Annotated in this window: 15 protein-coding genes; 8 read left to right on the forward strand and 7 right to left on the reverse strand. The window is 67.6% G+C overall.

All coding sequences use genetic code 11. The features are described from left to right. Positions 1-2,669, reverse strand: a 2,669-nt coding sequence (gene carB, locus KDJ86_RS02765; protein ID WP_291742590.1) for a carbamoyl-phosphate synthase large subunit, incomplete at its 3' end; no start/stop codon positions are given. Positions 2,670-3,026: 357 nt separating this feature from the next. On the opposite strand from carB, the gene ypfJ reads away from it, so the two are divergent. Genes ypfJ through KDJ86_RS02780 form a run of 3 tightly spaced genes read left to right on the forward strand, consistent with a single transcriptional unit; the run spans position 3,027 to position 4,993 of the window. Then, positions 3,027-3,947 (forward strand): KPN_02809 family neutral zinc metallopeptidase, encoded by a 921-nt coding sequence (gene ypfJ, locus KDJ86_RS02770; protein WP_291742593.1) that lies wholly within the window; start codon positions 3,027-3,029, stop codon positions 3,945-3,947. Between the two features lie 38 nt (positions 3,948-3,985). Continuing rightward, entirely contained in the window at positions 3,986-4,426 is a 441-nt protein-coding gene (locus KDJ86_RS02775; protein WP_291742596.1) for a hypothetical protein, read from the forward strand. A 51-nt stretch (positions 4,427-4,477) separates the two neighbouring features. Continuing rightward, on the forward strand, positions 4,478-4,993 hold the full coding sequence (locus tag KDJ86_RS02780) for a DUF1003 domain-containing protein (RefSeq protein ID WP_291742600.1): 516 nt from the start codon (positions 4,478-4,480) through the stop codon (positions 4,991-4,993). 27 nt (positions 4,994-5,020) lie between these two features. On the opposite strand, the gene carA is transcribed toward KDJ86_RS02780, so the two are convergent. Next, the gene (gene carA, locus KDJ86_RS02785; RefSeq protein WP_291742603.1) at positions 5,021-6,193 is read right to left on the reverse strand and encodes a glutamine-hydrolyzing carbamoyl-phosphate synthase small subunit; all 1,173 of its coding nucleotides are present in this window, start codon (positions 6,191-6,193) and stop codon (positions 5,021-5,023) included. A gap of 218 nt (positions 6,194-6,411) precedes the next feature. Between carA and KDJ86_RS02790 the strand changes: the two genes are divergently transcribed. Next, positions 6,412-6,861, forward strand: coding sequence for a GatB/YqeY domain-containing protein (locus KDJ86_RS02790; protein ID WP_291742605.1), 450 nt, complete (start codon positions 6,412-6,414; stop codon positions 6,859-6,861). Between the two features lies 1 nt (position 6,862). On the opposite strand, the gene KDJ86_RS02795 is transcribed toward KDJ86_RS02790, so the two are convergent. After that, positions 6,863-7,285: a tellurite resistance TerB family protein gene (locus KDJ86_RS02795; protein ID WP_291742608.1), complete on the reverse strand. Its 423-nt coding sequence runs from the start codon at positions 7,283-7,285 to the stop codon at positions 6,863-6,865. Between the two features lie 211 nt (positions 7,286-7,496). Between KDJ86_RS02795 and KDJ86_RS02800 the strand changes: the two genes are divergently transcribed. Beyond that, entirely contained in the window at positions 7,497-9,158 is a 1,662-nt protein-coding gene (locus KDJ86_RS02800; protein ID WP_291742610.1) for a lysine--tRNA ligase, read from the forward strand. Positions 9,159-9,164: 6 nt separating this feature from the next. Here KDJ86_RS02800 and KDJ86_RS02805 read toward each other — a convergent pair whose 3' ends face one another. Both KDJ86_RS02805 and KDJ86_RS02810 read right to left on the reverse strand, forming a co-directional pair. Further along, a complete protein-coding gene (locus KDJ86_RS02805) occupies positions 9,165-9,881 on the reverse strand; it encodes a thermonuclease family protein (protein ID WP_291742614.1) in 717 nt (238 codons plus the stop codon). Next, positions 9,848-10,492: a S24 family peptidase gene (locus KDJ86_RS02810; RefSeq protein ID WP_291742617.1), complete on the reverse strand. Its 645-nt coding sequence runs from the start codon at positions 10,490-10,492 to the stop codon at positions 9,848-9,850. Before KDJ86_RS02810 ends, KDJ86_RS02805 begins: the two co-directional genes overlap by 34 nt. A gap of 382 nt (positions 10,493-10,874) precedes the next feature. Here KDJ86_RS02810 and KDJ86_RS02815 point away from each other — a divergent pair, with 382 nt between their 5' ends. The 3 genes from KDJ86_RS02815 (at position 10,875) to KDJ86_RS02825 (ending at position 16,630) form a co-directional block, all read left to right on the forward strand. Next, on the forward strand, positions 10,875-14,813 hold the full coding sequence (locus KDJ86_RS02815) for a peptidoglycan-binding protein (protein WP_291742620.1): 3,939 nt from the start codon (positions 10,875-10,877) through the stop codon (positions 14,811-14,813). Between the two features lie 120 nt (positions 14,814-14,933). Continuing rightward, positions 14,934-15,863, forward strand: coding sequence for a sulfite exporter TauE/SafE family protein (locus KDJ86_RS02820; protein WP_291742622.1), 930 nt, complete (start codon positions 14,934-14,936; stop codon positions 15,861-15,863). Next, complete coding sequence (locus KDJ86_RS02825) at positions 15,860-16,630, forward strand: TIGR02186 family protein (protein WP_291742625.1); 771 nt, start codon at positions 15,860-15,862, stop codon at positions 16,628-16,630. The genes KDJ86_RS02820 and KDJ86_RS02825 overlap by 4 nt, the downstream gene beginning before the upstream one ends. Before the next feature lie 16 nt (positions 16,631-16,646). On the opposite strand, the gene pdeM is transcribed toward KDJ86_RS02825, so the two are convergent. Next, positions 16,647-17,369 (reverse strand): ligase-associated DNA damage response endonuclease PdeM, encoded by a 723-nt coding sequence (gene pdeM / locus KDJ86_RS02830; RefSeq protein ID WP_291742627.1) that lies wholly within the window; start codon positions 17,367-17,369, stop codon positions 16,647-16,649. Beyond that, entirely contained in the window at positions 17,366-20,023 is a 2,658-nt protein-coding gene (locus KDJ86_RS02835; protein WP_291742630.1) for a ligase-associated DNA damage response DEXH box helicase, read from the reverse strand. Before KDJ86_RS02835 ends, pdeM begins: the two co-directional genes overlap by 4 nt. Positions 20,024-20,048: the final 25 nt, after the last annotated feature.

Genomic DNA, 20,048 nt, shown 5'->3' on the forward strand with positions numbered 1-20,048 from the left:
ACGCTCTCGGTGAACCCGAGCTCCTCGAGCGTCATGCCGGCCATGACCTTCGCGCCGATCATGGCGAGCGGAACGCCGATTGCCTTGCTGACGAAGGGGATGGTCCGCGACGCGCGCGGGTTCACCTCGAGGAGGTAGACCTTCCCGTCCTTGATCGCGAACCGGATGTTCATGAGCCCGCGGACCTTCAGCGCCTTGCCGAGGGCGCGGGTCTGCTCGCGGAGCTGGCCGATCAGGTCCTTGGAGAGGGTGTACGGCGGGAGCACGCAGGTCGAGTCGCCGGAGTGGACGCCGGCCTCCTCGATGTGCTCCATGATGCCGCCGATGACGCAGCGCTCCCCGTCGCAGACCGCGTCGACGTCGACCTCGATCGCGTTCTCGAGGAACTTGTCGATGAGGATCGGGGCCTCCGGCGCGACCTCGGCCGCGATCTCCGCGAAGCGCTCGACCGACTGCCGGTTGTAGGCGATCTCCATCGCGCGCCCGCCGAGCACGTACGACGGCCGCACCACGACCGGGTAGCCGATCCGCGAGGCGATGCGCACCGCGTCCGTCGCCGACGTGGCGGTGTCGTTGTCCGGCTGGCGCAGCCCGAGGCGCTTCAGCACCTTCTGGAACTGGTCGCGGTCCTCCGCGAGGTCGATCGACTCGGGCGAGGTGCCGATGATCGGGACGCCGTTCTGCTCGAGCGCGCGCGCGAGGTTGAGCGGGGTCTGGCCGCCGAGCTGGACGATGCAGCCGTCGATCTTCTGGCTGCGGAACACCCCGAGCACGTCCTCGAGGGTGAGCGGCTCGAAGAAGAGCTGATCCGCGGTGTCGAAGTCGGTGGACACCGTCTCGGGGTTCGAGTTGACCATGATGGTCTCGAAGCCCATCTCCTTCAGCCCGATCACCGCCTGGACGCAGCAGTAGTCGAACTCGATGCCCTGCCCGATCCGGTTCGGGCCGCCGCCCAGGATCATGATCTTCTTCTGGCCGGAGTCCTTCACCTCCGAGATGCGCTCGTAGGTGGAATAGAAGTACGGCGTCGAGGAGTCGAACTCCGCCGCGCAGGTGTCCACCTTCTTGAACACAGGCTCCAGGCCGATCGCCTGCCGCCGCGCCCGGACCTCCGCCTCCGTGCCGCCGGTGAGGGTCGCGATCTGGACGTCGGAGAAGCCGAGCCGCTTGGCCCGCCGCAGCACGTCGTCGGGCACCGCCGACGGGCCGGCGTAGCGCGACAGGTCGTCCTCGAAGTCGACGAGCTCCCGCATGTTCTCGAGGAACCAGGGGTCGATCTTGCACAGGTCGTGGATCTGGGCGGTGGTCATGCCGGCCCGCATCGCGTGGCGGATCGAGAAGATGCGCTCGCAGTTCGGGCGCGCGAGCGACCGACGGACCTCCTCGATGTCGGGCACGCCCTGGCGGCGGTCGACGGGGTCGGCGCCGAAGCCGAAGCGCTTGGTCTCGAGGCCGCGCAGCGCCTTCTGGAACGCCTCCTTGAAGGTCCGGCCCATGGCCATGGTCTCGCCGACCGACTTCATGGAAGTGGTGAGGGTCGAGTTGGCGGCGGGGAACTTCTCGAACGCGAACCTCGGGATCTTCACCACGGTGTAGTCGATCGTCGGCTCGAAGCAGGCCGGCGTCTTCTCCGTGATGTCGTTCGCGATCTCGTCGAGCGTGTAGCCGATCGCCAGCTTGGCCGCGATCTTCGCGATCGGGAAGCCGGTCGCCTTCGACGCCAGCGCGGACGAGCGCGACACGCGCGGGTTCATCTCGATGACGACCAAGCGCCCGTCGGCCGGGTTGACGGCGAACTGCACGTTCGAGCCGCCGGTCTCCACCCCAATCTCGCGCAACACCGCGATCGAGGCGTCGCGCATGATCTGGAATTCCTTGTCGGTCAGGGTCAAGGCCGGCGCGACGGTGATCGAGTCGCCGGTATGGATGCCCATCGGATCGACGTTCTCGATCGAGCAGACGATGATGCAGTTGTCCGCCCTGTCGCGGACGACCTCCATCTCGAATTCCTTCCAGCCGATGACCGATTCCTCGATCAGCACCTCGGTGGTCGGGGAGGCGTCGAGGCCGCGCTCGACGATCTCGAGGAATTCCTCGCGGTTATAGGCGATGCCGCCGCCGGTGCCGCCGAGGGTGAAGGAGGGGCGGATGATCGCCGGCAGGCCGACGACGTCCATCGCCTTCAGCGCATCGACCAGCGAATGGGCGAGCTCCGAGCGGGGCGTCTCCAGCCCGATCCGCTGCATCGCCTCGCGGAAGCGCTCGCGGTCCTCGGCCTTGTCGATCGCATCGGCGGTGGCGCCGATCAGCTCGACGTCGAACCTGTCCAACACACCTTCCCGCCGCAGCGACAGGGCGCAGTTGAGCGCCGTCTGTCCGCCCATGGTGGGAAGCAGCACCAGCTTCTCCTCCGGCCGCTCGGTGCGCTCCTTCTCGATGATCTTGGCGACGAGCTCCGGGGTGATCGGCTCGATATAGGTGGCGTCGGCGATCTCCGGGTCGGTCATGATCGTCGCCGGATTCGAGTTGACCAGGACGACGCGGTAGCCTTCCTCCTTCAGCGCCTTGACGGCCTGGGTTCCCGAATAGTCGAATTCGCAGGCCTGACCGATAACGATCGGGCCCGCGCCGATGATGAGGATGGAGTCGATGTCGGTGCGTTTCGGCATGGGTTCCGGCGCGAACGAAACCCCGGCGCGGCGATTCCGACCGGGGCGGATCATGGATGTTGCAGGCTAGGCGCGGCTTATAGGGGAATTGGCCGGTCGGGGGAAGGGCGACGACGATGGCTACGGGATATTCCGGGGTTCACGCGCCGGTCGCGGACGTCCTGCGAACGGCGAGCAGAACAGGCCGGCAGGAACCAGGTCGATGGCCGATCTTGCCGGTGTCGGCAATAACGGCCATTTCGCGCCGTTCGCCTGGTGGCCTGACCATGCCGGCCCGGACCGCCGCGATCGCGGGTGATTGACGTATCGGCCGGCACCACCGCAAATAGCGATGGAATCAGACCGAGGAGGGTGGCCGTGCAGTGGCGTGGGCGACGGCAGAGCAGCAATATCGAGGACCGTCGCGGCAGCAGCGGCGGTTTCGGCGGCTACGGGCGAAGCACCGGCCCCCGGATCGGGGTTCCCGGCGGCAGGGTCGGGCGGGGTGGCGGCATCGGGATCGGCGCCATCGTGGTGATCCTGGTCATCGGCTGGCTGACCGGCATCAACCCGCTCGCGTTGCTCGGCGGGGGTGGCACGGGTGGCGGACCGGTGATCACCTCGGGCAGCCAGCCATCCGGCCAGACCGGAACGCCGGATGACGAGGGCGGCCAGTTCGTCGCGGTGGTCCTCGCCGATACCGAAAGCACCTGGCAGCGGATTTTCAGGGAAGGCGGCAAGACCTATCGCGAACCCGTTCTGGTGCTCTTTTCGGGCTCGACATCCTCGCCCTGCGGCATGGCCAGCGCGGCGACCGGGCCGTTTTATTGTCCCGGCGACCAGAAGGTCTATATCGACCTCGCCTTCTATCGGGAACTCAGGACGCGCTTCAAGGCGCCGGGCGACTTTGCCCAGGCCTACGTGGTCGCCCACGAGATCGGCCACCATGTCCAGAACCTGCTCGGCATCCTGCCGAAGGTGAATGCCGCCCGCCAGCAGGTGAGCCAGGTCGAATCCAACGAATTGTCCGTCCGCCTGGAGTTGCAGGCGGATTGCCTGGCCGGCATCTGGGCGCATGACGCGGAATCGCGAAATGTCCTCGACGTCGGCGATATCGACGAGGCTCTGAACGCCGCCGCCCAGATCGGCGACGACGCCATCCAGCGCCGGACCCAGGGTTATGTGGTACCGGACAGCTTCAACCACGGTTCGTCGGCGCAGCGCAGCCGCTGGTTCAAGATCGGCTATCAGGAAGGCAGGCTCGACGCCTGCGATACCTTCGGCCAGGCGAATATCTGACCGTCCAGGCCGGAGCGGCTCGACACGGGGAGGATGCCATGCGCAAAGCGACAGGGGCCGCGCTTCTCTTGTCGGCGGGACTCGCGCTTCCCGCGGTGGCGCAGACCGCCCCGCCCGACCTGACCGGGGACTGGGTTTGCGAGCCGGCCGCAATGCTGATCCGGGATGAATGGACGACGCTGACCTACACCTTCGCCGTCTCGGAGCAACGCGACGCGCTGTTCAGGGCGGTGATGCACTGGTCGCTGCCGCCCGAAGCCGGGGCGGAGGGCAACCAGGGCGGCGCGGACTCCTATAGCGGTACGGTCAAGGTGCTCGGCGTGATCGACTTCGACAATCGCGGCATCGAGATGGTCGCCTATGGCGACGGGCATCGGCACCGCGGCACGCTGATCCATCCGGACACGATCGCGTTCGTGCACAGCGAGACCGGCGACAATGCCTGGGTCAGCCGTTCGACCTGCCGTCGGAGCAGGTAGCCGCCGCAGTCCCGTCCCATGTCTCGTTGGGCCAGAACACAGGGTTAGACCATGTCCGCCGACACGATCCTCGATCTCGCCAGCCGGCTGCTCGAACTCGACAAGGGCGACCTGACGGCGCGGGAGAAGTCGGTGATCGAGCGGGCGGCAAGGCGCCTCGCTGTCTCGCGCAACGTCAATGTCGAGTTCCAGCAGAGCGCCACCTTCGGCCAGCGGATCGCCGACCGCGTCGCCGCAATCGGCGGCTCCTGGCGTTTCATCATCGGCTTCGCGGCGGTCGTCGTCGTCTGGGTGGCCGTCAATTCGGCGATGATGGTGGCCCATCCCTTCGACCCCTATCCCTATATCCTGCTCAACCTCTTCCTGTCGCTGCTCGCGGCGATCCAGGCGCCGATCATCCTGATGTCGCAGAACCGGGCGGCGGCGCGTGACCGGCTGGAGGCGGCGCACGACTACGAGGTCAACCTCAAGGCCGAGATCGAGATCGCGGCACTGCATGCCAAGATCGACGAGATCAGGACGAACGAGCTGGCGACGCTGCTTGACAGGACGCCCGCGGACCGGTGAGGCAAGGAAGGACGGGCCGCGGCCGGCTCAGCCCCTGGCGTCCATCATCTCGACGAAGCGCTGGAAGAGGTAGCGCGAGTCGCGTGGGCCGGGAGAGGCTTCCGGGTGATACTGGACGGAGAAGACCGGCCGGTCGCCAAGCCGCAGCCCGCAATTCGAGCCGTCGAAGAGCGATACATGGGTCTCCTCGACGCCCTCGGGGAGCGTTCCGGTGTCGACCGCGAAGCCATGGTTCATCGAGGTGATCTCGACCTTGCCGGTGGTCAGGTCCTTGACCGGATGGTTCGCGCCGTGATGGCCCTGATGCATCTTGACCGTCTTCGCGCCGAGGGCGAGGCCGAGCATCTGGTGGCCGAGGCAGATGCCGAAGGTCGGCGTGCCGGAGTCGATGACCTGGCGGATCGCCGGCACCGCATATTCGCCGGTGGCGGCCGGGTCGCCGGGACCATTCGACAGGAAGACGCCGTCCGGCTCGTGGGCGAGGATCTCGTCGCCGGTCGCGGTCGCCGGCAGAACGGTGACCCGGCAGCCGTGGTCGGCGAGCAGCCGGAGGATGTTCCGCTTGATGCCGTAGTCGATGGCGACGACGTGATGGCGCGGCGATTCCAGCCGTCCGTAACCCTTGTCCCATTGCCAGGAGGTCTCGTCCCAGGTGTAGGTCTGGGCGGTGGTGACGTCCTTCGCGAGGTCCATGCCGACAAGGCCGGGCCAGCCCCGCGCCTCGGCCTTGAGGCGGGCCAGGTCGAAGGCGCCACCGCGGTCGTGGATGATGATCGCGTCGACGGCACCCCTGGTGCGGATCAGCGTGGTGAGCGCCCGGGTGTCGACGCCGGCCATGCCGACGATGCCGCGCGACTTCAGCCATTTGTCGAGGTCGCGCGCCGCGCGGTAGTTCGACGGATCGGTGATGTCGGTCTTGAGCACGCAGCCGCGGACGCCCGAAGCGGCCGCCATGTTGACCGTCTCGATGTCCTCGTCATTGACGCCGACATTGCCGACATGGGGGAAGGTGAAGGTGATGATCTGCCCGGCATAGGAGGGATCGGTGAGGATTTCCTGATAGCCAGTCATCGCCGTGTTGAAGCAGACCTCGCCGGTCGCCTCGCCTTCGGCCCCGATCCCATGGGCCTCGATCACCGTGCCGTCGGCCAGCACGAGCAAGGCAGTCGGGCGTGACTCATTCCAGCCGGAAGCGACCATCTTGATTTCCGCGATCAAAGGGACCATATGACTGCGCCGGTGAGCAACCGGCGCGATGCGCTGGAAGCGCGCGGCGAAGTTAGGTTAGCCGCATCATCGCGTCAACTGTGGACCAAAAAAATAAGTCCAGTTGAATCAGTCAGTTACAGAATAGCGAAAAGTTGCACGCGGCGCGGCGTGACGGTATCCTCGCGCGTCGCGTCCTCAGGAGGCTCGGAATGCGTGAGCGGATCAATGCGGCTCTTAAACAGGCGACCCTCGACCAGAACAAGAGGCAGATTTCGACACTACGCCTGATAAATGCGGCAATTCTGGACCGCGACATCGCGGCCCGCGCGGCGGGCAAGGACCCGGTCAGCGACGAGGACATCCTCGAAATCCTGACCAAGATGATTCGCCAGCGACTCGAATCGGCCAAGACCTACGAGGAGGGCAACCGCCTCGACCTCGCCGAGCAGGAGCGCGAGGAGATCGCAATCATCAAGAAATTCATGCCGGACCAGCTCAGCGACGAGCAGGTGCGCAGCGCCTGCGCGCAACTGGTCAAGGAGACCAACGCGCACGGACTGCGCGACATCGGCCGCTGCATGCAGGAACTGAAGTCGAAATATCAGGGCCGGATGGATTTCGGCAAGGCGAGCACGGTCGTCAAGGGCCTGCTCTCCTAGCCTAGCGGACCGCGTGCCGGGCGCGGGCGCCGCGCTCGATCGCCGCCACCACCAGCTTCTCGAGGTCGAGACGGTCCCTCAGCAGCTGCAGGAAGCGCAGCTCTTCCTGTTCGACATGGAGATCCGCCGCCGCGACATCGACGGCCAGGGCATAGGCGGTCTCGTAGAGCTTGGGCGGCAGCGAGGCGGCGATGACGTTGAGCACGGTGCGCAAGCCATCGTCGCCCTGCATCAGGCTCCCGCAGGCCTCCGCGGTCTCGACCAGCCTCTCCTTGTCGAAATCAACGAAGATCGGCAACGTCTGGACGATATCGCCGATCGTCTTGAGCTCGCGGTCGGTCATCGTCCGGTCGGCCGCCGATATCGTGACCATGGCATAGATCAACGCATCGTGGTGCGGAACGGTCTTGACCTGCTGATTCATGGTATTGCCTCGGTATCCGGGTGTTGCCCGGAACGTATGGCCTTGGCCGCCCCGAAGCAAGCGCGCCGCAACCGCGGCCTTGAGCCCCTCATATAGATTTCGGAGAGCCCGTTCCAATACCCGGCCGGCCGACCTCCATGACACAATCGGGGCTTGATCGCCGGCAGGTTTGTTCTAGGGTCCGCCCGCTCCTGACAACCGGTGACGACAGATGCCTTCGTTCAACCCTCCGCCGATACAAATCACGCCTGACATCGCGGCTTCGGCGCAGCAGTCGAAGGCCTGGCCCTTCGAGGAAGCGCGAAAGATCGTCACGCGGATCGACGGCGCGGGCGGCAAGCCTTCGGAGGTCATATTCGAGACCGGCTACGGCCCGTCGGGACTGCCGCATATCGGCACCTTCGGCGAGGTGGCCCGTACAACGATGGTGCGAAACGCCTTCCGCCTGCTTACCGGCGACGCGATCCCGACGCGCCTGATCTGTTTCTCGGACGATATGGACGGACTGCGGAAGGTCCCCGACAACGTCCCGAACCGGGAGATGATGGCGGGCTACCTGAACCAGCCGCTGACAAGCGTGCCCGATCCCTTCGGCGAATATGAAAGCTTCGGCGCCCACAACAACGCCCGGCTCCGCCGCTTCCTCGACCGCTTCGGCTTTGCCTACGAATTCCAGAGCGCGACCGAGACGTACCGGTCGGGCGGCTTCGACGCCATGCTCCTCAAGATGCTCGAAGCCTATGACGAGGTCATGGCGATCATGCTGCCGAGCCTCGGTGAAGAGCGGCGCGAGACCTATTCTCCCTTCCTTCCCGTCAGTCCCGAAACCGGCGCGGTGCTCCAGGTCGCCATCCTCGAGCGCAAGCTCGACGCCGGCACCATCGTCTATCGCGATCCCGAGACGGAGAACCTGGTCGAGCAGCCGGTGACCGGCGGCCAGGTCAAGTGCCAATGGAAGGCCGATTGGGCCTTGCGCTGGGCGGCGCTCGGCATCGACTACGAGATGTCGGGCAAGGACCTGATCGACTCCGTGCGCCTGTCGAACCGTATCTGCAAGCTGCTCGGCGGCCGGCCTCCGGAGGGCTTCAACTATGAACTCTTCCTCGACGAGACCGGCCAGAAGATCTCCAAGTCCAAGGGCAATGGCCTGACGATCGAGGAGTGGCTGACCTATGCCTCGCCGGAAAGCCTGTCGCTCTTCATGTACCAGAAGCCGAAGGCGGCGAAGCGGCTGTATTTCGATGTCATCCCGCGGGCAGTCGACGACTATTTCTCGTTTCTCGGCGCTTTCGACGGCCAGGAGGCCGACAAGCGGCTCGGCAATCCCGTCTGGCACATCCATTCCGGTGCGCCGCCGTCGATCGACATGCCGATCAGCTTCGTCATGCTGCTCAACCTCGCGGCCGCCTCCAATGCCCATGAGAAGGACGTCCTCTGGGGCTTCATCACCCGCCACGTCGAAGGGGTGACGCCGGAGACGCATCCGAAGCTCGACGAACTGGTCGGCTACGCGGTTCGCTACTACGACGACTTCGTCGCCCCGACGAAAAGGTTCCGCGAGCCGGATTCGGAAGAGCGCGACGCCTTGCTTGCCCTCGACGAGGCGCTTGCCGGGCTCCCGCTCGATGCCGAAAGCGGCGACATCCAGAATGCGGTCTACGAGGTTGGCCGTTCCTTCGCCCGTTTCCAGGACGCCAGGAAGACCGGGCCCGACGGTCGTCCGGGTGTCGCGTTGACCTGGTTCGCGACCCTTTACGAAATTCTGCTCGGCATGGAGCGCGGCCCGCGGTTCGGGTCCTTCGTGGCGATCTACGGCATTCCGGAGACCCGGACGCTGATCGCCCGGGCGGTCGCCGGCGAGCTGGTCACCTAGGCCGGATCACGAGGGCGGGGGATCGTCCGCCGGTTTGCCGGGACAGCCGGGGTCGGCCTCGCTTCCCCGCCACATCCCGACCCGATCGCAGCGCGCGTCGTGGGCGGCGGTCCGGTATTCGTCCGTCGCGTTCTCGTCCGGCGTCGCCCAGCCCTGACGGAGCAGCCAGCGCCCTACGTCGATGCTGCCGACGCGGCACGGGGCGACGGCGCGGTCGATGCCGTCGGGATTGGGAAGCAGGCACTCGACCGCCCGGCCACGCAGGAACATGCGGAGCGAGAAGAGAGCGGTGCGGCCGCACGGCCATTCTTCGCCATCCATCCGCCGGCAGATCTGGTCGAGCGGTGGCGGCGTCACGCCAAAGACCTTGATGACCAGGTGGTTCCTGGTGACGAAGGTTGCGCCGTCGGTCGTCTTCGGCAGGAAGAAGCGCCGCCAGCGGGGCGGCGCCGGCGGCGGTGGCGGCGTCGGCTCGCGATAGAGCGGGCCGTCGACCTGGGGGCCCGGCAGGATACCGGGAGGCGTGACGTTGCGGGCGGGTGGCGGCACCACCTCGAGCTCCTCGGCCGAGAGCCCGCCGCAGCCCGCCGCCAGGATCGCATTGGCGAGGATCAAGAGAAGCGCCAGGGGTCCGCCGGACCGACGCCCCGCCTTTGCTCCGCTGTCGGCCGCAGCGCCGAGGCGGAGCGTCACTGGCTCGCCCAGACGATGCGCGCCATCCATTCGATATCCGCCGGCGACAGGGTGCGATCGGCATGGGCGGGATTGAACGAGGCAAGCTCGACGACCTTGGTCGTCTTGCGTTGCAGGATCTTGGCCATGACCTCGCCTTCCGTCGTCTTGACGACGACGCGATCGCCGCGCCGGCACTCGGCCGAGGGCGATACGATGATGATGTCGCCGTCCCGGTAGAGCGGCGTCATCGAGTCGCCGGTGACCTCAAGGGCGTAGGCGCCGTCGCCATTCGGCCCCGGATAGCTGATCTGGTCCCAGCCCTGGCCGGCGGGGAAGCCGCCATCGTCGAAGAAACCGCCGGCGCCGGCCTGCGCAAGCCCGAGCAACGGCACCTGCCTGAGCGACGCCTCGCGTCGCGCGCGTCGCGGCCTTTCGCCGACGAGGCCGAGGAAGTCGCCGAGCGAGGTCCCGGTCGCATGCAGGATCTTGGCGATGCTCTCGGTGGAGGGCCAGCGCTCGCGGCCGTCCGCCGCCACCCGCTTGGAGCGATTGAATGTCGTTGGATCGAGCCCGGCGCGCCGCGCCAGCCCCGAGGCGGTCAGTTTCTTGCGCTCGGCGAGCCGGTCGATGGCTCCCCAAATCTGTCCGTGTGACAGCACGAGACCCCTCCGTGCCGTGGTCCCCTGCAAGGCAGGAATAAATACCTTTTTGGTTTATCCCCGCTTGGCCGCTTTGTCGAGTCCCCGGTGAAAATAGCCGCGTGCCGGTGGACAGCCATCGATTTTCCCGGCGCGGTCGAGGGCATTTCCGGTTCAGTGGAATGCCGATTGTCCCCGCAATCAAGCGTTGAGGCTTGTTACCGGAGTTTTGCGCCCCGGCCGAAAGGTTAACCCCGTGTTTACCATGTTGGGAGAAGGCTTGGGGCGTCGGAACGGGCGCCGAATCCCTTCTGCGCCCTGCGGCGAATGGTCTGGATTCGCTGTGTTTTCCGGCTTCGGGGGTGCCGCGGGCGCGGCGGGGCATGGATCGATGAAGTCGGGTATGTCGTGGAGCATAAAGGTCGACGAGGACGCGCGCGCCGCAGCGCAGGAAGCCGCTCGTCAGGCCGGCATGTCGCTCGATGAATGGCTCCGCGATGCCATTGCCGCGCGGGCGGCCGAGACCGGGTCTTCCGAAGCGATGTGGTCCGTGCGTGACGCCGCCGCCGGGCTCGAAACGCTCACCGAGGCCACGGCCGTTCTGGCGCGCAGGATCAGGGCGATGGAGCGCGGTGGTGGATCGCCGGTATCCGGACTTGTCGATCGGCTCGTTGAAATCGAAGCCGCCCTCGGCCGGGCCAGCGACACGGTCACTATCGCGAGTGCACGGACGCGCGGCGAAACAATCGGGGAACTTGCCGGGATGATCGATCGCCTTGCCCGGGATCTCGACGATACCGACGAGTCGGCCCGAACGACGATCGAAGGCCTGCGAACGGCGCGAAGGGGCGGACAGATGGATTCGACGAGCGGGGTCGCCGATGCGATTCGCAGGCTGGACGAAAGGATCGCGCGCATGACGGAGCGCCGCCCGCTCCCGCCGTCCGGCAACGATTCCCTCCACGAATTGCGGACGCAGCTCGAGGGGTTGCTGGCCGCCAGTCCGAAGCCGGCGAGCGAGCCGCGGGCTTCGGCGGCAAGCCTCGACAGGACGCTCCGGGATCTGGAGGCGCGAATCCGGGAGGCCGGCGAGCGCTCCGAGCGGAATCAGCGGGGCAGGGCGACCGACAGGATGGAGCAGGATCGCATCCGGCGCATCGAGGAAAAGCTCTCGGAAATCGCCAGACGGCTCGTTTCGGAAACGCACGCCCGGCCTGCCGCGACCGCCCGGGGCGACGACAGCCTGAGAGCGGAGATCGCCGAAATCGTCGACCGCCAGGGTGGACGGGCCCGCTCGGGCCCCGCGCCTGATGCGATCGCTCCGGGCGCCCTTCGCGCCCTGCGCGATGACATCGCCCGGCTTGAGCAGCGGATCGTCGAATCCGCCGCCGGCCCCATGGAAGACGGATATTCAGGCCTGGTCAGACGGATCGAGGCGCTTGCCGCCGAGGGCCCGGTCGATCGCGGCCTGCTGAACGAAATCCGCGACGAACTCGGCACACTCGGCGCGGCGGCGCGGGGCACCGCCCGCGAAGCGACCCTGCTCGACCGCTTTGACGATCTGGTCCGGCGTCTGTCGGATGGCGGAGCGGTTCCCGCCGGGCTCGCCCGTGAGGATACGATGCTCGACCGGTTCGCCGAACTGGCGCGGCGGCTTCCCGACCGGGGCAAGCTCGATGCGTTGGGCGAGGAGGTCGCGTCGCTGCGCTGGTCGCTGGAAAGCGACGACAGCCCCCAGGCCGTCTCGCGGCTTGAGATGCGCGTCAACGAACTCGCCCGGACCATCGAGACGACGCTGACCGCCAGGCAGGCCAAGTCCGAGGCGATCGCGGTTGGAATGGCGTCCTCCCTTGCCGATATCCGCGGCGCGCTCGAGGATCTCGTGGCCTCCCGCGGCGCCGGCCCGGACATGGCGGCGATTCCGGGGCTCGCCGCCAGCCTCTCGGAAATCCGCAGCACGCTCGAGGACGTGACCTCCCGCCGGATGATGTCGCCGGACGGTGCGACGATCGCCGACCTGGCCGCGGAGGTGGCTGAAATCCGCGACATGCTGGACGCCCGCGAGCGCACCGCCGCCGAGCGCGAGACGGCCGCCTTCGGTCGTCTCGAAAACCGCTTCGACGACATATCCGCCCGCCTCGACAATGCCTTCGCCCAGCTTCCTCCGCCGGGCCTGATCGATGGTCTCCAGGATCGTCTCGAGCGGCTCGCCGAGGCGATCGAGGCCCTCAACCTGCACGCGGCCGATCCGGCGGTGCTTGAAGAGCTCCGCGAGGAGATCGCGACCATCCGCCGCGAGATCGCCGAGCGCGAGCCGCCGCGTCTCGACGATCTGGAAAGCCAGATCCAGGACCTTGCCACCCGGATGGAACAGGCTTCGCGGCCGGAAGCGGATGCCGGCCAGCTCGGCGAGCTCGAGGCGCGGATCACGGCGATTGCCGCCGAGCTCGATCGGGCCACGCCGCGCACCGAAGCGCTGGTGACGCTGGAGGAGAACCTGCTTCGCCTCCAGGCGGGGCTCGCCGATGGCCGCGAGGAATCGCTCGAGGCGGCTCGGTTGGCGGCCCGCGACGCGGTCCGCGATTTCGCCGAGAAAGGCGCCGACCACGAACTCCTCGAGGCCTTGCGTGGCGATCTCGACCAGATCAGCAAGGCGGTCGAAGATACGGGCGAGCGGACGAACGAAACCATCGGATCGCTGCAGGGGTCGCTTGCGTCGATCGTCGAACGTCTCGGACGGCTGGAGGCGGAACCCGCGGCGGAGGACGCACAGGCCACCATCTCCGCGACGGCAGCATATGGAGCAGTCCCGGAGGTCCGCGACGCCGGAGTGCCGTCGGCCGGGCCGGTGGTCAAACCGCCCGAAGAGGCCCGTGTCGACGCTCCGCGCCAGGAGGTGCGATCGGTCCGGGCCGATCTCGCCGCGTTGCGCGAGCTGACGGCGGGCTCTGCCGATCCGGAGCGCAAATCGGCCGACCGGCGGGCGGATTTCATCGCCGCGGCGCGGCGCGCGGCACAGGCCGCGGTGGCGGAAGCCGACATCGAGGCACAGGTCGAGGAGACCGAAGCCGAGCCGAAAGCCAGCCCCTTCGCCCGCATCGGGCATGCGATCCGCAACCGCAAGAAGCCGCTGTTGCTGGCGGCGGCGGCGATCGTGCTGGCATTGGGTGCCTTCCAGGTCTTTGGTCCGCATGGCAGCGGCGCCAGGAATACGGCAGCGGTGAAGCCGACCGCCGTCGAGCGCCCGGCGGACACGCCGAAGACGGTGGCGCGCGCCGCCGATCGCGCCAGCGCCCCGACCGTGCCGCAGGTCGACGAGCCCGCCCTGGTGGCGCCTCCGCCAAATGCCAGGGCCGCGATGGAGCTCGCCAATGTCGCGACGATCGATGATCGGTTCAGCGGCGCCTTCCAGGGTGGCGAGACGCTGGGCGCCGAAGCGGCACCGGTGCCGGCGCACGCCGTATCCGCCACCATCCCCCAGGATCCGAAGCTGCCGATGGTCGGGTCGGATCGCCTGCGAGCCGCCGCCACCGAGGGGGACCCGGCCGCGGCCTTCGAGATCGCCAACCGCTTCGCCGAGGGGCGCGATGTCGCCAGGGACCTCGCCGCCGCCGCCAGGTGGTACCGGCGTGCCGCCGAAGCGAATCTTGCCGTCGCCGAATACCGGCTTGGCAGCCTCTATGAACGCGGCCAGGGGGTCGACAAGAATATCGACGAGGCGGTGAAGTGGTACCAGCGCGCCGCCGATCAGGGCAATGTCGGTGCGATGCACAACCTCGCCGTCATGCTGAGCGAGGGGGTCGGCGACGGTCCCGACCATGCCAAGGCGGTCGAGTGGTTCCTTGCCGCAGCCAATTACGGCGTCAAGGACAGCCAGTATAATCTCGGCGTCATCTACGCGCGGGGGCTCGGGCTCGATCAGGATTTCGCCGAATCCTACAAGTGGTTCGCGGTTGCCGCCGCGGCCGGCGACGGCGACGCGGCGGCCCGCAGGGACGAGGTTGCCGGCCTGCTTTCGCCCGACGAACTCGCCACCGCGCGCGCCGCGGTGCAGGCGTGGCGGGCGAAGCCGCCGCTCGCCACCGCCAACACCGTGGCCGTGCCGGAAGGCGGCTGGGGCGACGGGGGCAAGACCGTCACCGCCGAGGACCAGAAGGCGCTGGTCATGAAGATCCAGGCGCTGCTGGCCGAGCAGGGCTACGATCCCGGTCCCGCCGACGGGATCGAGGGACCGAAGACCCGTGAGGCGGTACGCGCCTTTCAACGCAGGATCGGCGTTGCCGATACCGGCGTCATCGATGGCAGCCTGGTCGTCGCGCTCGATGGCGGAGCAAACGGGTAGGACCCGGGCCTTCCCGCCCCGTCCCGCGTTGACAGGGCGGCGGTTGCGGCGCTTTATCGATTTCGTGTCCGTGCGTGACCGCCCACGCTTCGAATCCCTTGCTCCGACTGGCGTTTCACCGTGCTGATCTATCTTCCCATTGCCGGGCTTTCGGTGAACATGTTCATCATCTTCGGCATGGGGGGAGCGGTCGGCTTCCTCTCCGGCCTGTTCGGCGTCGGGGGCGGATTTCTGCTGACGCCACTGCTGATCTTCTCCGGTATCCCGCCGGTGGTATCGATCGCCACCGTCGCCTCCCAGATCGTGGCCTCGTCGTCCTCGGCGGCGCTCAGCTATTGGCGCCGTCGCATGGTCGACATGAAGCTCGCCGCCGTGCTGATGCTGTCCGGCGCGGTCGGCACGCTGATCGGCGTCGTCGTCTTCAACGCCCTGCGCAAGCTCGGCCAGCTCGACCTGATCATCGGCATCAGCTACGTCACCTTCCTCGGCCTGATCGGCATCCTGATGCTGCGCGAGTCGGTCCGCGCGATGATAAACGCCCGCAAGGGCCGGCCCGCCCCGCTCCGCCGCGCCGCCCAGCATAACTGGGTGCATCGGCTTCCTTTCAAGATGCGCTTCAAGCGCTCGAAGCTCTATGTCAGCGCGATTCCGGTCGTCGCCCTCGGCCTTGGCATCGGCTTCCTTGGCGCGCTGCTCGGCATCGGCGGCGGCTTCATCCTCGTGCCGGCCTTGATCTATCTTCTCAGGGTACCGACCAATGTCGTGATCGGTACGTCGCTGATCCAGATCGTCGCCACGATGGCGATCGCGACGCTGCTCCACGCCTTTTCCAGCCAGACCGTCGATATCGTCCTTGCCATCATCCTGATGGTCGGCGGCGTCATCGGCGCGCAATTCGGCGTGAGGGTCGGCCAGAACCTTCGAGGCGACCACCTCCGCGCCCTGCTCGCGCTGCTGGTGCTGGCGGTCGGCGCACGCTTCTTCATCGGCATGGTCACGCCACCAGCGGAACGCTACTCGCTGACCATCGTGACCGGTGGTGCGCTATGAGACCCGCCGCCGCGCTCTTCTGCTGGTGCCTGTTCGCCGGAAGTGCCGAGGCGGAGCAACTGACGATCGCCCTGTCGACCGGCGAGATCAACGTCGATTCCACCTTCAGCGGCGATACGGTCACGCTGTTCGGCGTGATCGAGCGGGATGCCGCTACGGTGTCGCGCAATACCGACTATGAAATTGCCGTCGTATTGCGGGGACCGCCCGAGACGGTCGTGGCGCGCCGCAAGGACCGTATCGCCTTCATCTGGGTCAACAGCGCTTCGGAAACGATCGGCGACGCGCCAGCCTTCTATGCGCTCGACACCTCGAGTGAGCTCGGCGAGATCGCGACGCCCGCGCTTCTCGAACGGCACCAGATCGGCTTCGACGCCATCCAGTTCACCTATGACGGCCGCGCCGCCGCCAATGACCCGGCCGCGGCGGAATTCCGCGATGCCTTCATTCGCCTCAAGCAGAATGCCGGGCTCTATTCGGAGCAGCCGGCGGGCGTTTCCTTCATTGGCGCGACAGACAACGTCTTCCAGTCCGCCATGTGGATTCCGGCCAACGCCCCTGACGGCCACTACAAGGTCGACGTCTATCTCTTTTCGGGAAATGCGCTGCTCGCCCACGAGGAGGGCAAGCTCGACATCACCAAGGTCGGCTTCGAGCAGTTCATGTACGCCGCCGCCCACCAGCATGTGCTGCTCTACGGGCTCGCCTGCGTCCTGCTGGCGCTTTCTACCGGCTGGCTCGCCGGCGTCATCTTCCGGCGCGACTGAGCGCGCCCGGTCTCGCTCAGTCGGGGCGCAGCGCCTTCCGGCCAACCGCGTAGACACGATCCTCGCCGAGCACGAAGGCCCGGAAGCCTGGGGCCGCGAACAGCCCGGCGAAGGCCCGGTCGAGAACATTGAGGCCGCCGGCATAGGCGCCGAAGGCCGGCATTATCAACCGGTTGCCGTCGCCGGCAAAACACCGCCGCCGGACCCACTTGCCACGGCCCGCAACGCGCGCGGCGGGATGCAGGTGGCCGGCGATCTCGCCCGCGGCATCCTCACCGGTCGCCGGGTCGTGGCGGAAGACCAGCGGTCCGATCGCCAGCGTGTCGGCATGCATGCCCGCGAGGTCCGCCGGCATCTCGCGGTCGTGGTTGCCGGCGATCCAGATCCATTCCCGGCCGGACTGGAGCGTGGCAAGGGCCGCCCGATCCCGCGGCAGGAGCCGTGCCGCTCCGCCATCGTCGTGGAAGCTGTCGCCGAGTGCGATGACCGCCGCCGGATCGAGCCGTGCCATCAGGCGCGAGAGCCTCGCAAGCGTCTCCGCCGTGTCGTAGGGCGGCAGCATCTGGCCGCGGCGCGCGAAGGAGGAGCCTTTCTCGAAATGGAGGTCGGCGACCACGAGCAACCGCCTGTCGGCCCACCATAGACCACCATCGGCGAACGCCTCGAGCACGACGCCGGCCACCGCGACGAGCGTCGGTCCGGGCTCGTTCTCACTCTGTCGCGCCGTCCCAGCGATCATCCGTCGCCCATCGCCTCGTTGATCAAATCCTCCGCCGCCTCGCGCAGGACGTCTTCCTGCGCCTCGCCGGCGATCACCTCCCGCCCGATCTCGAGCATCACCGGCAGCGCCAGCGGCGAGATGCGATCAAGCTGTTTATGCACGATCTTGCCCTTGATTCGCGACAGCATCTCGCCGAGCCGCGCGACGTCGAGCTGGCCGGTCGCGGCATCCGCCCAGGTCGCCTGCATCAGGATATGGTCGGGCTCATGGGCGCGCAGCACATCGTAGATCAGGTCCGAAGAGACGGTCATCTGCCGGCCGGTCTTTTCCTTTCCCGGATGGCGCTTCTCGATCAGCCCGGAAATCAACGCACAGCTCCGGAAGGTGCGCTTGAGCAGGTAGCTGTCGGCCATCCAGGCATCGAGGTCGTCGCCGAGCATGTCCTCGTCGAAGAGCTCGGCGAGGCTCGGCTTCCCGCGCGCGAAGGCGAGGCCGAGATTGCCGAGCCCCCAGACGGCCAGCGAATAGTCGGTCGCGACGAATCCGGTCGGCCTGAGGCGCGCCCGCTCGAGCCGGCGGGTGAGCAGCATGCCGAGCGTCTGATGGGCGAGACGCCCCTCGAAGGGGTAGGAGACGAGGTAGAAGCGGTTGCCGCGCGGGAAGGTCTCGACGAGCAGCTGGTTCCGCTTCGGCAGGATCGAACGCCGCCGCTGGATCTTCAGCCAGTCCGAGACCTGGACCGGCAGGTTGGCCCATGTCTTCGGGTCGGCAAGCATCGCGCGGACGCCGGTCGCGAGATAGGTGGTGAGCGGAAACTTGCCGCCGGCATACATCGGGATTTTCGGCGTATCGTCGGCGGTGCGGGTGGCGATCGCCTCGTTCTCGCGGATACCCTCGAAGCGCAGCACCTGGCCGGCGAAGAGGAAGGTCTCGCCGGGAGAAAGCTGCTCGATGAAATATTCCTCGATCTTGCCGAGCGTCCGCCCGCCGCGCCCGGCGAAGCCGGCTCGCGCTGAGCGGCCGACCCTGACGTTGAGCATCGGCGCCTCGATGATGGTGCCGACATTCAGCCGGTATTGCTGCGCGAAGCGCGGATGGGAGACCCGCCACAAACCGTCCGGACCCTGGCGGATCTTGGCGTAGCGCTCGTAGGTCTTGAGCGCGTAGCCGCCGGTGGCGACGAAGGCGACGACGCGGTCGAAGGTGTCGCGGGCGAGGTTGCGATAGGGATAGGCGGAGGTGACTTCACGGTAGGCGTCGCCGGCGTCGAAAGGCGCGGCGCAGGCCATGCCGAGGACATGCTGGGCGAGGACGTCTAAGCCGCCGTCGCGGATCGGCGGCGTATCCTGCGCGCCGAGATAATTGGCGTCGAGCGCCGCCCGGCATTCGAGCACCTCGAAGCGATTGGCCGGCACCAGCAGGGCCTTCGACGGCTCGTCGAGGCGATGGTTGGCGCGGCCGATGCGTTGGGCGAGGCGGCTCGCGCCCTTCGGCGCGCCGACATGGATGACGAGGTCGACATCGCCCCAGTCGATGCCGAGGTCGAGCGTCGAGGTTGCGACGACGGCGCGGAGCTTGCCGGCCGCCATCGCCGCCTCGACCTTGCGGCGCTGGGTCGGGTCGAGGGAGCCGTGGTGGAGGGCGATCGGCAGGGCGTCGGCATTGATGCGCCACAGCTCCTGGAAGATCATCTCAGCCTGGCTGCGGGTGTTGACGAAGATCAGCACCATCCTGTGGGCCGCGATCGTCGCGTAGATGTCGGCGAGCGCATAGCGGGCGGCGTGGCCGGACCATGGCACGCGTTCCTGCGAATCGAGGATGGTGATCTCCGGCTTGGCGCCGCCGGCGACGGTGATCAGGTCGGCGCGGGAAAGCCGGCGAGGGCGCGACTTGCGCCCCGCGGTGGGGGGCTTCCCCTCCGGCCGCTCATCCCCGCGCAAGCGGGGACCCAGCGGCTTGCCCTCTGATGCAAGGCTCGGCACCTCTGGGTTCCCGCTTTCGCGGGGATGAGCGGGGGAGAGGGACTGCCCGACAAGCCAGCCGCGAAGCTGGTCCGGCTCGGCGACGGTCGCCGAGAGCCCGATCGCCTTGAGCCCGGGAGCCAGGGTTCGCAGCCGCGCGAGGCCGAGGGACAGCAGGTCGCCGCGCTTGCTGACCACCAGCGAATGGAGCTCGTCGAGGATCACCGTATCGACGTCGGCGAAGAAGCGCCCGGCGTCGGTCGCCGAGATCAGCAGCGCCAGCTGTTCCGGCGTCGTCAGGAGGATGTCCGGCGGCTTGAGCTTCTGGCGCTGGCGCTTGTGGAGGGGCGTGTCGCCGGTGCGGGTCTCCATCGTGACCGGCAAGCCCATCTCGGCAACCGGCTGCTCGAGGTTACGGGCGATGTCGACGGCAAGGGCCTTCAGCGGCGAGATGTAGACGGTGTGCGGTCCGCGCCCGCCGACCGGCGCTTCCTTCGGTCGTTCATGCAGGGAGACCAGCGTCGGCAGGAAGCCGGCAAGCGTCTTGCCGGCGCCGGTCGGCGCAATCAGCAGGACGGAACGTCCGGCGCGGGCCTTCGCCAGCAATTCGACCTGATGCGGCCGGGGCGTCCAGCCGCGCGACGCGAACCATCCGGCGAACGGAGGGGGGAGGAGCGTCACAGCATCTTTGACGTCGGCACGCGCGGTCATGGTCCCAAGAGGTAACGCCGCGACG

The organism is Bauldia sp. (assembly GCF_020442045.1).
Taxonomy (GTDB): Bacteria; Pseudomonadota; Alphaproteobacteria; order Rhizobiales; family Kaistiaceae; genus Bauldia.